This window comes from Pseudomonas sp. C7.1 (assembly GCF_056312395.1).
In genome coordinates this window covers 1,592,582-1,608,049 of record NZ_JBWDTL010000003.1, presented here as the reverse complement: position 1 = coordinate 1,608,049, position 15,468 = coordinate 1,592,582, and the positions used below count along the sequence as shown (strand labels likewise).

The 15,468-nt window shown below is 57.7% G+C and carries 14 protein-coding genes; 11 read left to right on the top strand and 3 right to left on the bottom strand.

The window, feature by feature from the left end; translation table 11 throughout:
- Nucleotides 1-60: 60 nt before the first annotated feature.
- From nrdD to tatA, 11 genes are all read left to right on the top strand, one after another.
- Entirely contained in the window at nucleotides 61-210 is a 150-nt protein-coding gene (gene nrdD / locus AC0T4W_RS10825; protein WP_476318994.1) for an anaerobic ribonucleoside-triphosphate reductase, read from the top strand.
- A gap of 83 nt (nucleotides 211-293) precedes the next feature.
- A complete protein-coding gene (locus tag AC0T4W_RS10820) occupies nucleotides 294-1,031 on the top strand; it encodes an anaerobic ribonucleoside-triphosphate reductase activating protein (RefSeq protein ID WP_476318993.1) in 738 nt (245 codons plus the stop codon).
- A 161-nt stretch (nucleotides 1,032-1,192) separates the two neighbouring features.
- The gene (locus AC0T4W_RS10815) at nucleotides 1,193-1,555 is read left to right on the top strand and encodes a cupin domain-containing protein (RefSeq protein ID WP_476318992.1); all 363 of its coding nucleotides are present in this window, start codon (nucleotides 1,193-1,195) and stop codon (nucleotides 1,553-1,555) included.
- 284 nt (nucleotides 1,556-1,839) lie between these two features.
- Entirely contained in the window at nucleotides 1,840-4,104 is a 2,265-nt protein-coding gene (locus tag AC0T4W_RS10810; protein ID WP_476318991.1) for a TonB-dependent receptor plug domain-containing protein, read from the top strand.
- 367 nt (nucleotides 4,105-4,471) lie between these two features.
- Complete coding sequence (nosR, locus tag AC0T4W_RS10805) at nucleotides 4,472-6,640, top strand: transcriptional regulator NosR (protein ID WP_476318990.1); 2,169 nt, start codon at nucleotides 4,472-4,474, stop codon at nucleotides 6,638-6,640.
- 54 nt (nucleotides 6,641-6,694) lie between these two features.
- The gene (gene nosZ / locus AC0T4W_RS10800; RefSeq protein WP_476318988.1) at nucleotides 6,695-8,635 is read left to right on the top strand and encodes a TAT-dependent nitrous-oxide reductase; all 1,941 of its coding nucleotides are present in this window, start codon (nucleotides 6,695-6,697) and stop codon (nucleotides 8,633-8,635) included.
- A 96-nt stretch (nucleotides 8,636-8,731) separates the two neighbouring features.
- Nucleotides 8,732-10,009 carry a nitrous oxide reductase family maturation protein NosD gene (locus AC0T4W_RS10795; RefSeq protein ID WP_476323575.1) on the top strand — a complete coding sequence of 426 codons (1,278 nt, stop codon included), beginning with the start codon at nucleotides 8,732-8,734 and terminating at the stop codon, nucleotides 10,007-10,009.
- Nucleotides 10,006-10,932: an ABC transporter ATP-binding protein gene (locus AC0T4W_RS10790; protein ID WP_476318987.1), complete on the top strand. Its 927-nt coding sequence runs from the start codon at nucleotides 10,006-10,008 to the stop codon at nucleotides 10,930-10,932. Before AC0T4W_RS10795 ends, AC0T4W_RS10790 begins: the two co-directional genes overlap by 4 nt.
- The gene (locus AC0T4W_RS10785) at nucleotides 10,929-11,759 is read left to right on the top strand and encodes an ABC transporter permease (RefSeq protein WP_476318986.1); all 831 of its coding nucleotides are present in this window, start codon (nucleotides 10,929-10,931) and stop codon (nucleotides 11,757-11,759) included. The genes AC0T4W_RS10790 and AC0T4W_RS10785 overlap by 4 nt, the downstream gene beginning before the upstream one ends.
- Before the next feature lie 25 nt (nucleotides 11,760-11,784).
- Entirely contained in the window at nucleotides 11,785-12,342 is a 558-nt protein-coding gene (locus tag AC0T4W_RS10780) for a nitrous oxide reductase accessory protein NosL (protein ID WP_476318985.1), read from the top strand.
- 33 nt (nucleotides 12,343-12,375) lie between these two features.
- The gene (tatA, locus tag AC0T4W_RS10775) at nucleotides 12,376-12,555 is read left to right on the top strand and encodes a twin-arginine translocase TatA/TatE family subunit (protein WP_476318983.1); all 180 of its coding nucleotides are present in this window, start codon (nucleotides 12,376-12,378) and stop codon (nucleotides 12,553-12,555) included.
- 180 nt (nucleotides 12,556-12,735) lie between these two features.
- Here tatA and AC0T4W_RS10770 read toward each other — a convergent pair whose 3' ends face one another.
- From AC0T4W_RS10770 to AC0T4W_RS10760, 3 genes are all read right to left on the bottom strand, one after another.
- Nucleotides 12,736-13,050: a c-type cytochrome gene (locus AC0T4W_RS10770; RefSeq protein ID WP_476318981.1), complete on the bottom strand. Its 315-nt coding sequence runs from the start codon at nucleotides 13,048-13,050 to the stop codon at nucleotides 12,736-12,738.
- 191 nt (nucleotides 13,051-13,241) lie between these two features.
- The gene (locus AC0T4W_RS10765; protein WP_476318979.1) at nucleotides 13,242-14,609 is read right to left on the bottom strand and encodes a 4Fe-4S binding protein; all 1,368 of its coding nucleotides are present in this window, start codon (nucleotides 14,607-14,609) and stop codon (nucleotides 13,242-13,244) included.
- Nucleotides 14,606-15,451: an FTR1 family iron permease gene (locus AC0T4W_RS10760; RefSeq protein WP_476318978.1), complete on the bottom strand. Its 846-nt coding sequence runs from the start codon at nucleotides 15,449-15,451 to the stop codon at nucleotides 14,606-14,608. Before AC0T4W_RS10760 ends, AC0T4W_RS10765 begins: the two co-directional genes overlap by 4 nt.
- Between the last annotated feature and the right edge of the window lie 17 nt (nucleotides 15,452-15,468).

The window sequence follows — 15,468 nt, the reverse complement described above, 5'->3', positions numbered from 1 at the left end:
CTGCAACGCTAATTCTTTGCCAGTAGCACTCACTTTTTCCCCACAACAAGGAGCATCACCATGAGCACTGCCCAGCAATTACCAGAAGCCCAACGCCAACGCTGCGAAGTCTGGACCCGCGTGATGGGTTATCACCGCCCGGTGGCGGCCTTCAACCTCGGTAAGCAGTCCGAGCACCGTGAGCGTAAACATTTCGTTGAGTCTAAATAAGCCTGAGTAACCTGCCGCCGCCCGTTCAGCGCATTTCCCATGCGCGTGAGCGGGCGGCGTTTTGCGCCCAGCAAGGAGGTTGTATGAATAGCGCCTGCCAACAGCCCGCCGGGCCCGGTGCGCCGAACACGCCACTGCGAATCGGCGGCCTGCTGCCCATGACGACCCTCGATTACCCCGATCATTTGGCGTGTGTGTTGTTTTGTCAGGGTTGTGCCTGGCGCTGCAGCTATTGCCATAACCCGGAACTGATCCGCGCACGCCAACCCACCGATATCAGTTGGGAGCAAGTGTTGAGCTTTCTACACGCGCGCCGTGGTTTGCTTGAGGCTGTGGTGTTCAGTGGCGGTGAGGCGACCTTGCAAAAATCCCTGCCGAACGCCATGCGCAAGGTGCGTGAGTTGGGCTTCAAGGTGGGCCTGCATAGCGCCGGAATCAAACCGGGGGCTTTTCGCAGAGTATTGCCGCTGTGTGATTGGGTGGGGTTTGACGTCAAGGCGCTGGAGGGCGATGTGGCGCTGATCACTGGCGTGGCGGGCAGTGGCCAGGCTAACTGGAACAGCCTGGACATGCTGCTGGAAAGTGGTGTGGCCTATGAGTGCCGCACCACTGTGCACTGGCAGCTGTTTGATTGTCAGCGCCTGCAACGACTGGCTGAGCGCTTGGCCGGGCAGGGCGTGACGCACTTTGTGGTGCAGCTGGCGCGCGGGCAGAGCATGCTCGACCCTACGTTGGGAGCCAGTATTACGCCTGTTGAAGCGGCGCAATTGTGGCCTTATTTGCAGCAACTTTTCCCTCGCTTCGAATTGCGTGAGGCGTGAGGCGGATTATTGCTCAGGCCTTTGCGCAGGTGATTACGGCGGGTAGCTAAATCCTGTCGGTTGAACTTGATTTGTATCAACTCGAACGAGGCGCCCCGGCAGTAACCTAGCAACACGTTATTTTTTTGTATCAGACAGTCTCATAGGGTTAAGGCATCAGGATGAGAACAGAGGCGGAATCAAGAGTTTTTTCGGTGGCAGAATATATTCGTCCGTCTAACGGCGAACCGATTCGCTCAGTGGTTCTGGAAACCAACGATACGGTCGTTGTTGTTTGGCATGCCCACCCAAGGCAAGAAATAGCCGCTCATGTTCATCCTCACGGCCAAGATACTTGGACGGTTATCTCAGGTGAGGCCGAGTACTATCAAGGTGACGGCATAGTTACGCGTATTAAAGCTGGAGATATTGCCGTAGCAAGACCTGGACAAGTGCATGGTGCAATGAACTCCGGTTCCGTACCTTTTATATTTGTCTCAGTGGTTGCGCCGGGCAATGCCGGCTTTGCGTTATCTGAGAAATAGGCATCCAAATAAGAGTGCCAACGTTACTACGTTCTAATAATCGGTTGTACGGCGACCAGTTTTCCGCTGCTTGGCAGCTCGAAATCGGCGCGTGAGCCGCGCGTTATGTATAGCGCAGGCGTCTCTGAATTCAACGAGTGCGGATTCTCACTGTGTGCGCCTCGGCCCGTAACGCTTATATGTGCTCTTTTGCTGCGTGTTCCCCAGGTTGCTTTTACTCGGTGTTACTGCGCTATACAAAGTCGTGGTGATGCTGTTTGTTCACTCCATACAGGGATTTACTTATGTCCGCCACTTGTTATACCCGCTCTGCCGTCTTTATTGGCCTGTTGAGTCCGCTGGCGCTGGCTGTTGCTGCCGAAGTAAGCCCGGCCGGCAGTGCTGGTTATCTACAGTTGCCGGCCATTGTTGTGCAGGGCCAGCCCCCAGCTGAAGTCGCCGTGCAACCTACGGCCGAGCGCATTAGCAGCCTGATGCCGGCGACGTCCGATACGGCGAGCCTGCTGCGTGATGTGCCTGGTGTCAGTCTTAATGGTGCGGGTGGCCTGTCCAGTTTGCCGGCCATTCGTGGCCTGGCCGACGACCGGCTGCGCATCAAGGTCGATGGCATGGACCTGATCGCCTCCTGCCCTAACCATATGAATCCGGCGCTGTCCTATATCGCGCCGAGTAACCTGGGCAAGCTGCAGGTATTTGCCGGCATCACCCCGGTGAGTGTAGGGGGCGACAGTATCGGCGGTACCATTATCGCCGACTCTGTGGCGCCCGAGTTTGCCGCTGCGGGGGCAGATAGTCTGAATCAGGGGGAGGTCGGTACATTCTGGCGCAGCAACAATGATGCCCGTGGCGGCAATGTAGCCGTAATGCACGCCAGCGAGGTGTTCCACATCCGCTATAACGGCAGTTACAGCAAGGCCAACAACTACATGGCCGGTGCGCGCTTCAAAGACAGCCGCGCCACCGGTCGGTTCGGAGAGGGCGCTGCTCTGGATGAGGTGGCCTCGACCGCCTTTGAGCGCCGCGATCATGAACTGACTATGGCTTACAAGCTGGGCGAGGATCTGTTGGAGCTGAGCCTGGGTTACCAGCAGGTGCCGCAAGAATTGTTTCCCAACCAGCGCATGGATATGACGGATAACAGTCAGCAGCGTATCAACCTGCGGCACACCGCGCAGTTTGATTGGGGCAGTCTGGAAACACAGCTGTACCACGAGACGGTCGAGCACAAGATGGATTTCGGCCCGGACAAGCGCTTCTGGTATGGCGCGCTGTCCAAGGTTCCTGGCTCTGCTGACAGTCGCGCCTGTAGCCCAATTGGCCCTACCTGCGCCGCCGGTATGCCGATGGAAAGTGAAGGCAAGACCTTAGGGTTTAACGTTAAGTCCACGGTCGAATTGAGTGCACGTGATCTGCTGCGCGTGGGGAGTGAATACCAGCGTTATCGTCTCAATGACTACTGGCCTGCTTCAGGAGGAGGCATGTGGCCCGGCACCTTCGAGAACATAAAAGATGGGCAGCGCGACCGCATTGCGCTATTCGGCGAATGGGAGCGGCAGATCACCCCCGCTTGGTTGACCCAGCTCGGTGTGCGTTACGAGCATGTCGCCAGTGATGCGGGCAGCGTGACCGGCTATGGCGGCGCGCAAGGCAATCAGCGGCCCGAGGCGGCCGCCTTCAACGCCAGCGACCGTAACCAAAACGACAATAACTGGGATCTCACCGCCCTGGCACGCTACAACCATGACGCCCATCTGGATATCGAATATGGTCTGGCGCGCAAGGTGCGTTCGCCCAATCTTTACGAGCGCTACACCTGGTCCACCTGGGCCATGGCGGCGGGCATGAACAACTTTGTCGGCGACGGTAACGGCTATGTCGGTGACGTAGAACTCAAGCCGGAAGCAGCTCATATCGCTTCGGTGACCCTCGACTGGCACAGCGAGGATCGCCTCTACGAGCTCAAGGTCACGCCGTTCTACACCCGGGTTAATAATTTTATCGACGCAGTGGCGCTGCCGGGGCGCAGCGTCACCCCCCAGCAGTTCAACGTGCTGCAGTACGCCAACCAGTCGGCACGTATCTACGGCATGGATATCTCCGGGCGTATGCCACTGGCGAGTAACGGCCTGGGGTACTGGGGCTTGCAGGGCGTGATCAACTACAGCAACGGTAAAAACCGTGAGACGGGTGATGAGCTGTACAACAGCATGCCGCTCAACACCACCCTGGCCCTGACCCAACAGCACGGCGGCTGGAGCAACAGCCTGGAAATGCTCAGCGTCCAAGCCAAGAATGATGGCTCGGATGTGCGCAACGAAATTCATACAGCGGGTTATACCTTGTTCAACCTGCGCCTGAGCCACAGCTGGGACAAACTGCGGGTGGACTTTGGCGTGGAGAATCTGGCCGACAAGTTCTACTACCTGCCTACCGGTGGTGCCTACACCGCTCAGGGGCGCACCATGTCGATGAGCATGGGGCCGGCCTGGGGCACTGCTGTGCCAGGGATGGGGCGCTCGTTTTACACCGGCATCAACCTGCGTTTTTAACCGTTTGGGCCTATCGGGCTTCCCCGTGGCAGGGTGCGTTAAGACCGAAAGTCTTAATGCACTGGCTTTTCGGGGCAGCCTGGTCCATTTGCAGCAGTGGCTGGAGTGCAATCACCACGGCTGGCCGCCGGTAAGCCGCGCACAACAGAAGGCTTTTGGTGTGGCGGGTGCGCGGCTAAAAGCATAGTCGGCCGGCGTTGCATGACGCCCCCCCCCCTCGCCGGTTTAGGCGCTAACAGCGGATGGGTTTGAGCTCGTACCGGCAAACTTGATATGTATCAACTGGGAGGGAGGGCGATCGGCAGTACCCTATGGTCACCTTCTAATTTTGGCATCAGACAATCCCATGGCGTTAAAGCAACTCACGATGAGCCGCGGTCTTTTTTCATGGCCACGTGCCGGGGTGTTTTTACTGCTTTTTTGTTTAGCCCTCGGCGTTGAAGTGCACGCCAAGGACTATGGCGATATCGAGCAGCAGCGCATCGCGCACGTCTTCCCTGATGGTGTCTCGATCTCCGAGCCGCAAGGCGAGTTCAAGGTGCGCACGCTTTCCGGTCCGACGGGTGTGCTCGGTTATCTGTTCCAGAGCATTGACGTGGTCAATATACCGGCCTATTCCGGTAAGCCGGTGAACATGCAGGTGATTCTGGACCCTGTTGGGGTGATTCAGGATGCCTACGTGCTTGAGCACCATGAGCCGATTTTGCTGGTCGGCATTCCGGAGTCGAAGCTGCATGACTTCACCGCCAAGTACCAGGGCATCAGCGTCGAGCAGCGCGTGATGGTAGGCCGCTCGGGTGACCCTGAGGCCGTGACTATTGACGCCGTTTCCGGTGCAACTGTTACGGTGATGGTGGTTAATGAGATTGTTATGCGCGCCGCGCACAAGGTGGCGGTGTCGTTGGGCTTGGTCAAAGACCAGGCGGGCGTGAAGCTAAAGCCGGCTAAGGTGCGTGAGGATGTTTATCAGCCGGCCGATTGGGCGCAGCTGACCGGTAACGGCGCGATCCGCCGTTTGTTGCTGACCCGTGGTCAGGTCGACAAAGCGTTCAAGGGCAGTGAGGCCGAAGGTATTGACGAGGCTACGCCGGAGCAGGTCGATGACACCTTTATCGATATGTTCGCGGCCCATCTGAACCCGCCGACCATTGGCCGCAATCTGCTGGGCGACAATCAGTACCGCTTCCTGATTGAGGAGCTGAAACCCGGCGAGCAAGCCATCGTGGTGCTGGGTCGTGGTGAGTACTCCTATAAGGGTTCGGGCTATGTGCGCGGCGGGATTTTCGACCGCTTGCAGGTGCGCCAGTTTGGCGAGGTGATCAGCTTTCGCGATATGGACCATCAGCGCCTGTCCGACGTGTATGCCGCAGGTATGCCTGAGTTCGACGAGATGTCGATTTTCATCGTGCGGGCACAGTCCAAATTTGACCCCGGCGCGCCTTGGACTATGGAGCTGCTGGTGCGTCGACAAACCGGGCCGATCAGCAGTCAGTTCACCAGCTTCGAACTGCCTTATGAGTTACCCGAGGAGTATCTTGATCGGCCGTTGCCAACAGCGGCTGAGCTAGCTGCAGCCGAGGAGGCCAGCCGGCCTATCTGGCTGAATATCTGGTACCAGAAGAGCTTTCAGATTGGGGTGATCAGCGTTGCCTTGTTGCTGCTGACGATCATTCTATTCCTGCAAGACACCTTCGCCCGGCGCCCGCAGTTTTTACACTGGTTGCGCCGTGGCTATCTGCTCTTCACCGTGCTGTTTATTGGCTGGTACGCCCTAGGTCAGTTGTCGGTGGTCAACGTATTGACCTTCGTGCATGCGCTGGTCCAGGACTTCCGCTGGGAGTTGTTCCTCACCGATCCGGTCATCTTCATTATCTGGACCTTCACCGCAGCCAGCATTTTGCTCTGGGGGCGCGGAGTGTTCTGTGGCTGGCTGTGCCCGTTCGGCGCGCTGCAAGAGCTGATCAACGAGGCGGCGCGCAAGCTAAAAATTCGCCAGTTCGAGCTGCCTTTTGCCGTGCATGAGCGGCTCTGGGCAATCAAGTACATCATCTTGTTGGCGTTGTTTGGTTTGTCCCTGGAGTCGATGTCCACTGCCGAGCGCTTTGCCGAGGTCGAACCCTTCAAAACCGCCATTACCCTGAAATTTGATCGGCAATGGTGGTTTGTGCTCTACGCCGTGCTTTTGCTGGTGATCAATATTTTTACCCGCAAAGTTTACTGCCGCTACATCTGCCCACTGGGAGCTGCGCTGGCGATCCCGAGCAAGTTTCGTTTATTCGACTGGCTCAAGCGCCGCAAGGAGTGTGGCGATCCCTGCCAGCTGTGTGCCAAGGAATGCGAAATTCAGGCGATTCACCCGGATGGGCGGATCAATGCCAACGAGTGCCATTACTGCCTCGATTGCCAGATGACCTATCACAACGACAGCAAGTGCCCGCCGCTGATTCTCAAGCAGAAGAAGCGCAACAAAAAGACAGCCGTCAACGCCCAATTGATACCCGTAGTAGAAATCGCAGCCCCTACGCGCACCTCGTAAAAGTGTTTATGCAACGGGCGCAGGTCTTATGTATCTAGCCAAGGAGCACAATTGATGAGCGAAAAATCGAAAAATATGCCAGTAACCGTTACCGAACAATCGGCACAGGCGCTGGAAACGGCCAGCCTTAGCCGCCGTAGCTTCCTCGGTGCCAGTGCTATGACCGGCGCGGCCTTGGTTGGCGCCACGGCATTGGGCAGCGCCGTGATGACGCGCGAGTCCTGGGCGGCAGCGGCCAAGGACGCGAAGCAGAAATACCATGTAGCGCCGGGCGAGTTGGATGACTACATCGGCTTCTGGAGCGGCGGTCACCAGGGTGAAGTGCGCGTGTTGGGGATTCCGTCCATGCGCGAGCTGATGCGCATCCCGGTATTCAACGTGGACTCTGCAACCGGTTGGGGCCTGACCAATGAAAGCCGCGCCATTATGGGCGACAGCGTCAAGTTCCTTAACGGCGACTGCCACCACCCGCACATCTCCATGGTTGACGGTAAGTACGACGGCAAGTACGTGTTTATCAACGACAAGGCCAACACCCGCGTTGCCCGTATCCGCCTGGATATCATGAAATGCGACAAGATGCTGACCGTGCCGAACTGCCAGTCCATCCACGGCCTGCGTCTGCAGAAGGTGCCCTACACCAAGTATGTGTATGCCAACGCCGAGTTTGTTATCCCTCATCCCAACGATGGCAAGATTTTCGATTTGCATGATGAGAACAGCTACACGATGTACAACGTTATCGACGCCGAAAAAATGGAGATGGCCTTCCAGATCATCGTCGACGGCAACTTGGATAACACCGACGCCGACTACACCGGCCGTTATACCGCTGCCACATGCTACAACTCCGAAAAGGCCTATGACCTTGGCGGCATGATGCGTAATGAGCGTGACTGGGTGGTGGTGTTCAACATCGAGCGCGCCGAAGCTGCGGTCAAGGCCAACAAGTTCATCACCTTGGGTGACTCCAAGGTGCCGGTGCTCGACGGCCGGAAGAAAGGCGACATAAACAGCGAGTTCACCCGTTACATTCCGGTGCCGAAAAACCCGCACGGTCTCAACACCTCGTCAGACGGTAAATACTTCATTGCCAACGGTAAGTTGTCTCCAACCGTATCGATGATCGAAATCGCCAAACTGGACGATCTGTTCGCCGACAAGTTCAAGGACCCTCGCGAGGTGATTGCCGCCGAGCCAGAGCTGGGCCTCGGTCCGCTGCACACCACCTTTGACGGTCGCGGTAACGCTTACACCACCTTGTTTATCGACAGTCAGGTGGTCAAATGGAACATGGCTGAGGCCGTGCGCGCCTACAAGGGCGAGAAGGTCAGCTACATCAAGCAGAAGCTCGATGTGCAATACCAGCCAGGTCACATTCACGCCTCGCTGTGTGAAACCAACGAAGCCGATGGCAAGTGGTTGGTTGCCCTGTGCAAGTTCTCCAAAGATCGCTTCCTACAGGTCGGCCCACTGCACCCGGAGAACGATCAACTGATCGACATCTCGGGCGATGAAATGAAACTGGTACACGATGGTCCGACCTTCGCTGAGCCGCACGACTGCACCATGGCGCGTCGTGACCAAGTCAAGACCAAGAAAATCTGGGACCGTAACGATCCGTTCTTTGCCGGCACTGTGGCCATGGCCAAAAAGGACGGCATCAACCTGGACGAAGACAACAAGGTTATCCGTGACGGCAACAAGGTGCGGGTATACATGACATCCATGGCGCCTTCGTATGGTGTGACTGAGTTCAACGTCAAACAGGGTGATGAGGTGACCGTGGTTATCACCAACATCGACCAGATCGAGGACGTGTCCCACGGCTTTGTCATGGTCAACCATGGTGCGAGCATGGAAATCAGCCCGCAACAAACCTCGTCCATCACCTTCATCGCCAACCAACCGGGGCTGCACTGGTATTACTGCAGCTGGTTCTGCCATGCCCTGCACATGGAAATGGTCGGGCGCATGATGGTTGAGCCTGCGTAACGCGCACCCCGTAGCCTGGATGAAATCCGGGCTACGGACTCACCGTTCAATGGCTCAAGGTAAACCACAGTGTTAAACACCCAGGCAATAGCATGGCTGCACACCAGCGCACTATTGCTACTTATTCTCTGCAGCGCTGCCCAGGCGGCGCCGCAGCCCATCACTGCGCTGCCGTTACAGGCCGAAGGTGACAATCGCTGGCGGCTGCCCGCTGGGCAATACCAGGGCTCGTTCAGCGTCGATCAGTCGATGCATATTCTGTGTGAGCCGGGCGCGGTGTTGCAGGGCCAAGGCCAGGGCAACGGCCTGCTGATCAATGCGCCCGAGGTGACCGTCGAAGGCTGCACGCTGCTCGATTGGGGCCGCGATATGACTGCCATGAACGCCGCCGTGTTCATCCAACCCAAGGCTCGTGGTGCGGTGATCAAGAACAATCGCCTGCAGGGGCCGGGCTTCGGTATCTGGGTCGATGGCACGGCGGACGTCAGCCTGATTGGCAACCGTATCCAGGGTGATGTGAGCATCCGCTCCCAGGATCGCGGCAATGGCATCCATTTGTATGCGGTACGTGGCGCCAAGGTCATCGGTAATCAGGTGCGTGACACCCGCGACGGCATCTACATCGATACCTCGAACGGCAACCTGCTCGAAGGCAACACGCTCGAAGATGTGCGCTACGGCGTGCATTACATGTTTTCCAACGACAATCAGGTGCTCGGCAATATCACCCGTCGTACGCGCACCGGCTATGCGCTGATGCAGAGCCGCAAGTTGACGGTGATTGGCAACCGCTCCGAGCAGGACGAAAACTACGGCATCCTGATGAATTACATCACCTATTCCACCTTGCGCGACAACGTGGTCACCGGTGTGCGTAGCGGTTCGACCGGCGACAGCATGATCGCCGGGGCCGAGGGCAAGGCGCTGTTTATCTACAACTCGCTGTTCAACAGCATCGAGCACAATCACTTTGAACGCAGCGCCCTGGGCATCCACCTGACTGCCGGTTCCGAGGATAACCGCATCAGCGGCAATGCCTTCGTCGACAACCGTCAGCAGGTCAAATATGTCGCGGTACGCACACAGGAGTGGTCGGTGGAGGGGCGTGGCAATTATTGGAGCGACTACTTGGGCTGGGATCGCAATGAAGATGGTTTGGGCGATATCGCCTACGAGCCCAACGATAACGTTGATCGCCTGCTGTGGTTGTACCCGCAGGTGCGTCTATTGATGAACAGCCCGAGCATCGAACTGCTGCGCTGGGTGCAGCGGGCGTTTCCGGTGATCAAATCACCGGGGGTGCAAGACAGCTATCCGTTAATGCAACTTCCCACCGGGGATCTGCAATCCGTCACTCAGGAGTCCACACCATGAACGCCGTTGAACTTCAAGGTGTACGCCAATGCTACGGCAACATGACCGTGTTGCATGGCCTGGATTTGAGCTTGGGTGAAGGTGAAGTGCTGGGTTTGTTTGGTCACAACGGCGCCGGCAAAACCACCAGCATGAAGTTAATTCTTGGCTTGCTGCAGCCCAGTTCTGGGCAAGTACGGGTGCTCGGCCGTTCGCCGAACGACCCGGACGTGCGCCGCCAATTAGGCTATTTACCGGAGAACGTAACCTTCTACCCGCAACTCAGTGGTCGCGAAACGCTGCGCCATTTTGCTCGCCTCAAGGGCGCCGCGCTGCAACAGGTTGATACCTTACTTGAACAAGTGGGCCTGGCTGCGGCCGCCGATAGGCGGGTGAAAACTTACTCCAAGGGCATGCGTCAACGCCTTGGTCTGGCCCAGGCCTTGTTAGGCACGCCACGTTTGTTGCTATTGGATGAGCCTACCGTGGGCCTCGACCCTATCGCTACTCAGGATCTCTATCAGTTGCTTGATCGGCTGCGCCAGCAGGGCACCAGTATCATTCTCTGCTCGCATGTATTGCCGGGGGTTGAGGCGCATATCAACCGTGCTGCGATCCTCGCGCATGGTCGTCTGCAGGCGGTAGGTACGTTGGCCAGTTTGCGTGAGGATGCGGGATTGCCCGTACTGATCCGCGCCAGCGGTCTTAAACAGCGTGAGTCATTGCTGCAGGGCTGGCACGCCGCCGGACATGAGGCGCGAGCAGTGGGCGAACACGGTGTGGAAGTGGCTGCCGTCAATGGTCACAAACTTGGGTTGTTGCGTCAGCTGCTAGCTGATGGACAGGCCCAGGATGTCGATATTCATCAGCCCTCGCTGGAGGACCTGTACCGTCATTACATGCTGCGTGCCGACACAGGTTTGCTCACTCAGGAGCGCGTATGAAGCAGGTTTGGAACATTGCCCGTAAGGAGTTCAGCGACGGACTGCGTAATCGCTGGTTATTGGCTATCAGCCTGTTGTTTGCCGTGCTGGCGGTGGGCATCGCCTGGCTCGGCGCCGCAGCTTCTGGGCAGTTGGGCTTCACCTCGATCCCGGCCACCATCGCCAGCTTGGCCAGCCTTGCGACCTTTCTGGTGCCGCTGATTGCGTTGTTGTTGGCTTATGACGCCATCGTCGGTGAAGACGAGGCTGGCACCCTAATGTTGCTGCTGACCTACCCACTGGGCCGTGGACAGTTGTTGTTGGGCAAGTTTGTTGGCCACGGCTTGATTCTCGCGCTGGCCACGCTGATTGGTTTTGGTTGCGCGGCAGTGGCCATTGCAGTGTTGGTTACAGATGTTGATCTGGGTCTGCTGGCTTGGGCGTTCGCACGTTTCATGCTGTCTTCGACTGTACTCGGCTGGGTGTTTCTGGCCATGGCCTATGTGCTCAGTAGCCGGACCAGTGAAAAATCCAGCGCGGCCGGGCTGGCTTTGGGGCTGTGGTTTGTGTTTGTGCTGGTTTTTGACTTGGTTTTGCTGGCGCTGCTGGTGCTGAGTCAAGGCAAGTTCAACCCCGACCTGCTGCCCTGGTTGTTGCTGCTTAACCCGACCGACGTGTATCGCTTGATCAATCTTTCCGGTTTCGAGGGCAGCGGCAACGCCGTTGGCGTGATGACCCTGGGCGCTGATTTGCCTTTGACCGCTGGGCTGCTCTGGTTGTGCCTGCTGCTTTGGGTCGCTGTGCCGTTGCTGCTGGCCTATGGGATGTTTCGGCGCCGTGTTGGGTAAAAATTCAATTTATGAGGGGCAAGTGATGGGCATTGGATATTCAAAGGGCGCACGGGTATTGCTCGCGTTGCTGGTGGCGCTGGGGCTGGCGGCCTGCGGTGATACGGCACAACAGGTACAAACGCTTAAACCAGTGGCCTTTCACAGTGATGATGAATGCCATGTGTGCGGCATGATAATCGGCGATTTCCCAGGGCCCAAAGGTGAGGTCGTCGAGCAGAATTCGGTGAAGAAATTCTGCTCGACCGCCGAGATGATTGGCTGGTGGTTGCAGCCGGAAAATCAGCACCTGTCGGCCAAGCTGTATGTGCACGACATGGGCCGTAGCGAATGGGCCAAGCCGGATGACCATCATTTAATTGATGCGAACATTGCTTTTTACGTGGTCGGTACTCGCCTCAAAGGTGCCATGGGTGTGGTTCTTGCCTCGTTCGCCGACGAACAGGCAGCTCAGCAGTTAGCTGCGCGTGAAGGGGGGCGAGTACTGCGTTTCGCCGACATTGATCAGAGCGTGTTGCAGATGAGTGCTGCTATCGGCGCCACTCAGAATGAGGCGCCCGTGCATTCGCACGTCGGCCAGTGAACCGGCTAAATAATTACCGCAGAGGAGTCCACCATGGGTATTAGCATCTGGCAGTTGGTGATTGTGTTGTTGATTGTGGTTGTGCTGTTTGGTAGCAAACGCTTGCGTACCCTAGGCTCGGATCTGGGCGGGGCTATCGGCGGCTTTCGCAAGTCGATGAGCGACAACCCTGCGGCCACTCTGGAAGAGACCCGCAAGCAGTCGGATCAGTAAGTTTGCGAGGGTGTAGGTGGGTGAAATGAGATGCCCAGAGGGGCTTGGCGAAATCACCCAATAGCCATCGATGAGTGATGGCCGCGACTGCAGTCGGATTGACGTGCAGTTTTGGGTTTTGGGGAGGGCGGCTTAGCCTGATTCGAGTTCGGGGCTCAGGTTAAGCCGTTGTCGCAGTGTTTACTTAAGGCTCAACACCCACTCGGCGAGGATCTTGGCTTCTTCGTCAGTCACGGGGTTTTTCGGCATCGGCATTGGCCCCCAGTTACCTTGAGTGCCATTTTTGATGTGGTCGGCGAGCAACTCAACGGCGCCCTCGGTGCCCGCATACTTAGCGGCAACTTCCTTCAATCCCGGGCCGACGAACTTGCTGTCTATCTGATGGCAAGCCGCGCAGGGCTTGCTCTTGAATAAAGCTTCGCCATCTTGCGCCAGCGCTGGTTGCAGGCTCAGCATGCCGCCTATAGCGAGCAAAGGGAGCAGTAGTTTTTTCATGAAGACATCCTCAAGGCTTATCGGAGCAGAACACAACGGTCACTTGTATGAGCAACTGCGTAATTTTTAGTTTGAGTATTCCGATTGGGTATTACTGACCGGTAATTTACCTGCTAGGCCACGCAAAATAATTGTCCAAAATCATTTTTCAGGAATAGCCGTCTTATTTGCGGCCGTGCTCTGTTGGCGGGTTACCAACCCCAAAACTGCAAGCGCCAAGCGCATCCTATGAGCAGACTGGCCACCAGCAACGTGGTTAGCAACGGCAAGCGCTGCCATGGTGCGAGTGGGCGGCATATCTGCCACCCCAGCCACAACCCCCAAGCCATGGCAGCCAGCAATAGACTGGCGCGAACCGGTTGCACCCAGAGTAACTGTAAGCCTTCATAGCGCAGCAACTTGACCGTGGTGGCGGACAAACCGAGAAATAGCCCGACCGTACCGAGTGGCAGTAGGCATAAGCTCAGTTGCCGAGTAAACGCGTGCGATTGGCCAGTAAGTCTGCTGGCCAGATGCAGGAGTACGTGTAAGCCCCCGCCGAGCAATAGGCTGCTGGCTCCCAGATACAGCACGATGCACAGACCATCGAGCCAGGTGAATGCATCGTTCTGACTGGGGTAGTGGGTGAGCAGCCACCAGGGAGCATCGGATTCTAGTAACCAGAGCATGTCGCGCTGTACCAGCCAGTCGGCCAGGGTCTGTTTGAGGCTGATAAACCAGGGGCTGACCGTCCACTGGAAAGCGCCAATAGCCAGCCCGATCATGCCGTATAGCAGCAGGCGCATGTCCCACGGGCTGCTGTCAGTGGCCCCGTAACGAACGATTTCTTCATTGCTGGAGCGAGCAATCAGTTGCACCGCATCACGCTGCCCGCTGCAGCGGCCGCAGGCGTGGCAGTCCGAAGCACCGCGCATACGGCGGATGTCCAGCAGCGGCGCGCAATTTGGGGGTGGCAAATGTGGGCCAGCATTGGCGCGCCAGCGTTGTTCATCGACCTGGAAATGCAACGGTGCGAGTTTGGCCAGTAGGGCGAACACCCCGCTTACTGGGCACAAGTAGCGGCACCACACGCGCTTGCCACGGCCGTATAAATAACCCACCAGCATGGCAGCAATAGTTGAACCACCGAGAATCAGCAGTGCGGCCTGGGCGTAGTCGTACACGCTGATCAATTGGCCATACAGGGTGGTGAGCAAGAAGCCGAACGTTGGCCAGCCACCCCAACGCATCCAGTGCGGTATGCCCCAGCCGCGACCCCGTTGGCTGGCCCATTCGCTCAGCGAGCCTTCCGGGCATAAGACGCCGCACCATAGTCGGCCGAACAACACTATCGACAGCAGCACGAATGGCCACCACAGCCCCCAGAAAATGAACTGGGCAAACAGCGTCAGGTTATCCAACAGGCGGGCATCGCCGGCGGGCATGGGCAATAGAGCAGGCACCATCAACAGCCCCGCGTAGAACAGCACCACCAACCATTGCAGCCTGCGGATCAGCGCGCCGTGACGACGCATGGCATGCCCTAGGCTGCTGAGGTAGCGGTTGACGGCGGTTTTCATGCGATTTCGCCCACCAAGGCTCTGCGCGGCGGTCGCAACAGACTCCAGGCGAGCAGCCAGTAACCACCCAGCACAATCACATGCACAGCCGAAGGCCTGGCTCGGTAGCCGCTGAGGCTGGCCACCAGTGCACCAGATTTACTGCCGTCGTCCAGTAGCGCCGAGGTGTCCCACATGGCGTTGCTCAGCACGGAGTAGAACATCTCCGGTAAATCCATGGCCATCCACTGGCTACTGGCCCGATCAATCGTACTCATCAACAGCGCACTGCCGAGTAGCAACAGCATCACTTCGCTGACCAGAAAGAACTGACGCCAGGCAATAAAGCGGCTGCCAGCCTGCAGTAAGCCAAAGCACAGAAGGCCGAGCAGCAGGCCCAGCCCAGCGCCCAGCGCCAAACTGGTGGGGTTGACCGAGGTGCTGACGCCGTAGAGGAAAATCACGGTTTCGCTGCCTTCGCGCCCCACTGCCAAGGCTGCCAGCAGAGTTAGACTGCTCAAGCGGCCGTTCTGCAGAGCGCTGTTGGCTTGATGCTCCAGCTGCTGACGCAGTTGTCCACTGTTACGGGCCATCCAGTGCACCATTTGCAGAATCAGCCCGCAGGCGAGCAGGCTCAGCGCTGCCTGGAACCACTCCCCACCTGGGCCGCTCATCCAGTTTCCGGCCACAGCCATCAGCATTGCCAGTAGGCCCGCCAGTAGCAGACCAGAACCGACGCCTGCCCACAGGTGTAGTAGGGCTCGCTGCTTACCGGGTTGGCGGCGCAGCCAGGCATACAGAATGCCGATTACCAGAAGGGCCTCGACGCTTTCGCGCCAAACGATCAGCAGGGCTTGTTCCATTGCGGACACCTCGAAAT

Coding starts and splice junctions, on each gene's coding strand:
- AC0T4W_RS10765 (WP_476318979.1), bottom strand. CDS start 14,609: ATGAAAACCGCCGTCAACCGCTACCTCAGCAGCCTAGGGCATGCCATG.
- AC0T4W_RS10760 (WP_476318978.1), bottom strand. CDS start 15,451: ATGGAACAAGCCCTGCTGATCGTTTGGCGCGAAAGCGTCGAGGCCCTT.
- AC0T4W_RS10810 (WP_476318991.1), top strand. CDS start 1,840: ATGTCCGCCACTTGTTATACCCGCTCTGCCGTCTTTATTGGCCTGTTG.
- AC0T4W_RS10785 (WP_476318986.1), top strand. CDS start 10,929: ATGAAGCAGGTTTGGAACATTGCCCGTAAGGAGTTCAGCGACGGACTG.
- nrdD (WP_476318994.1), top strand. CDS start 61: ATGAGCACTGCCCAGCAATTACCAGAAGCCCAACGCCAACGCTGCGAA.
- AC0T4W_RS10815 (WP_476318992.1), top strand. CDS start 1,193: ATGAGAACAGAGGCGGAATCAAGAGTTTTTTCGGTGGCAGAATATATT.
- AC0T4W_RS10770 (WP_476318981.1), bottom strand. CDS start 13,050: ATGAAAAAACTACTGCTCCCTTTGCTCGCTATAGGCGGCATGCTGAGC.
- AC0T4W_RS10820 (WP_476318993.1), top strand. CDS start 294: ATGAATAGCGCCTGCCAACAGCCCGCCGGGCCCGGTGCGCCGAACACG.
- AC0T4W_RS10790 (WP_476318987.1), top strand. CDS start 10,006: ATGAACGCCGTTGAACTTCAAGGTGTACGCCAATGCTACGGCAACATG.
- AC0T4W_RS10780 (WP_476318985.1), top strand. CDS start 11,785: ATGGGCATTGGATATTCAAAGGGCGCACGGGTATTGCTCGCGTTGCTG.
- nosR (WP_476318990.1), top strand. CDS start 4,472: ATGAGCCGCGGTCTTTTTTCATGGCCACGTGCCGGGGTGTTTTTACTG.
- nosZ (WP_476318988.1), top strand. CDS start 6,695: ATGAGCGAAAAATCGAAAAATATGCCAGTAACCGTTACCGAACAATCG.
- tatA (WP_476318983.1), top strand. CDS start 12,376: ATGGGTATTAGCATCTGGCAGTTGGTGATTGTGTTGTTGATTGTGGTT.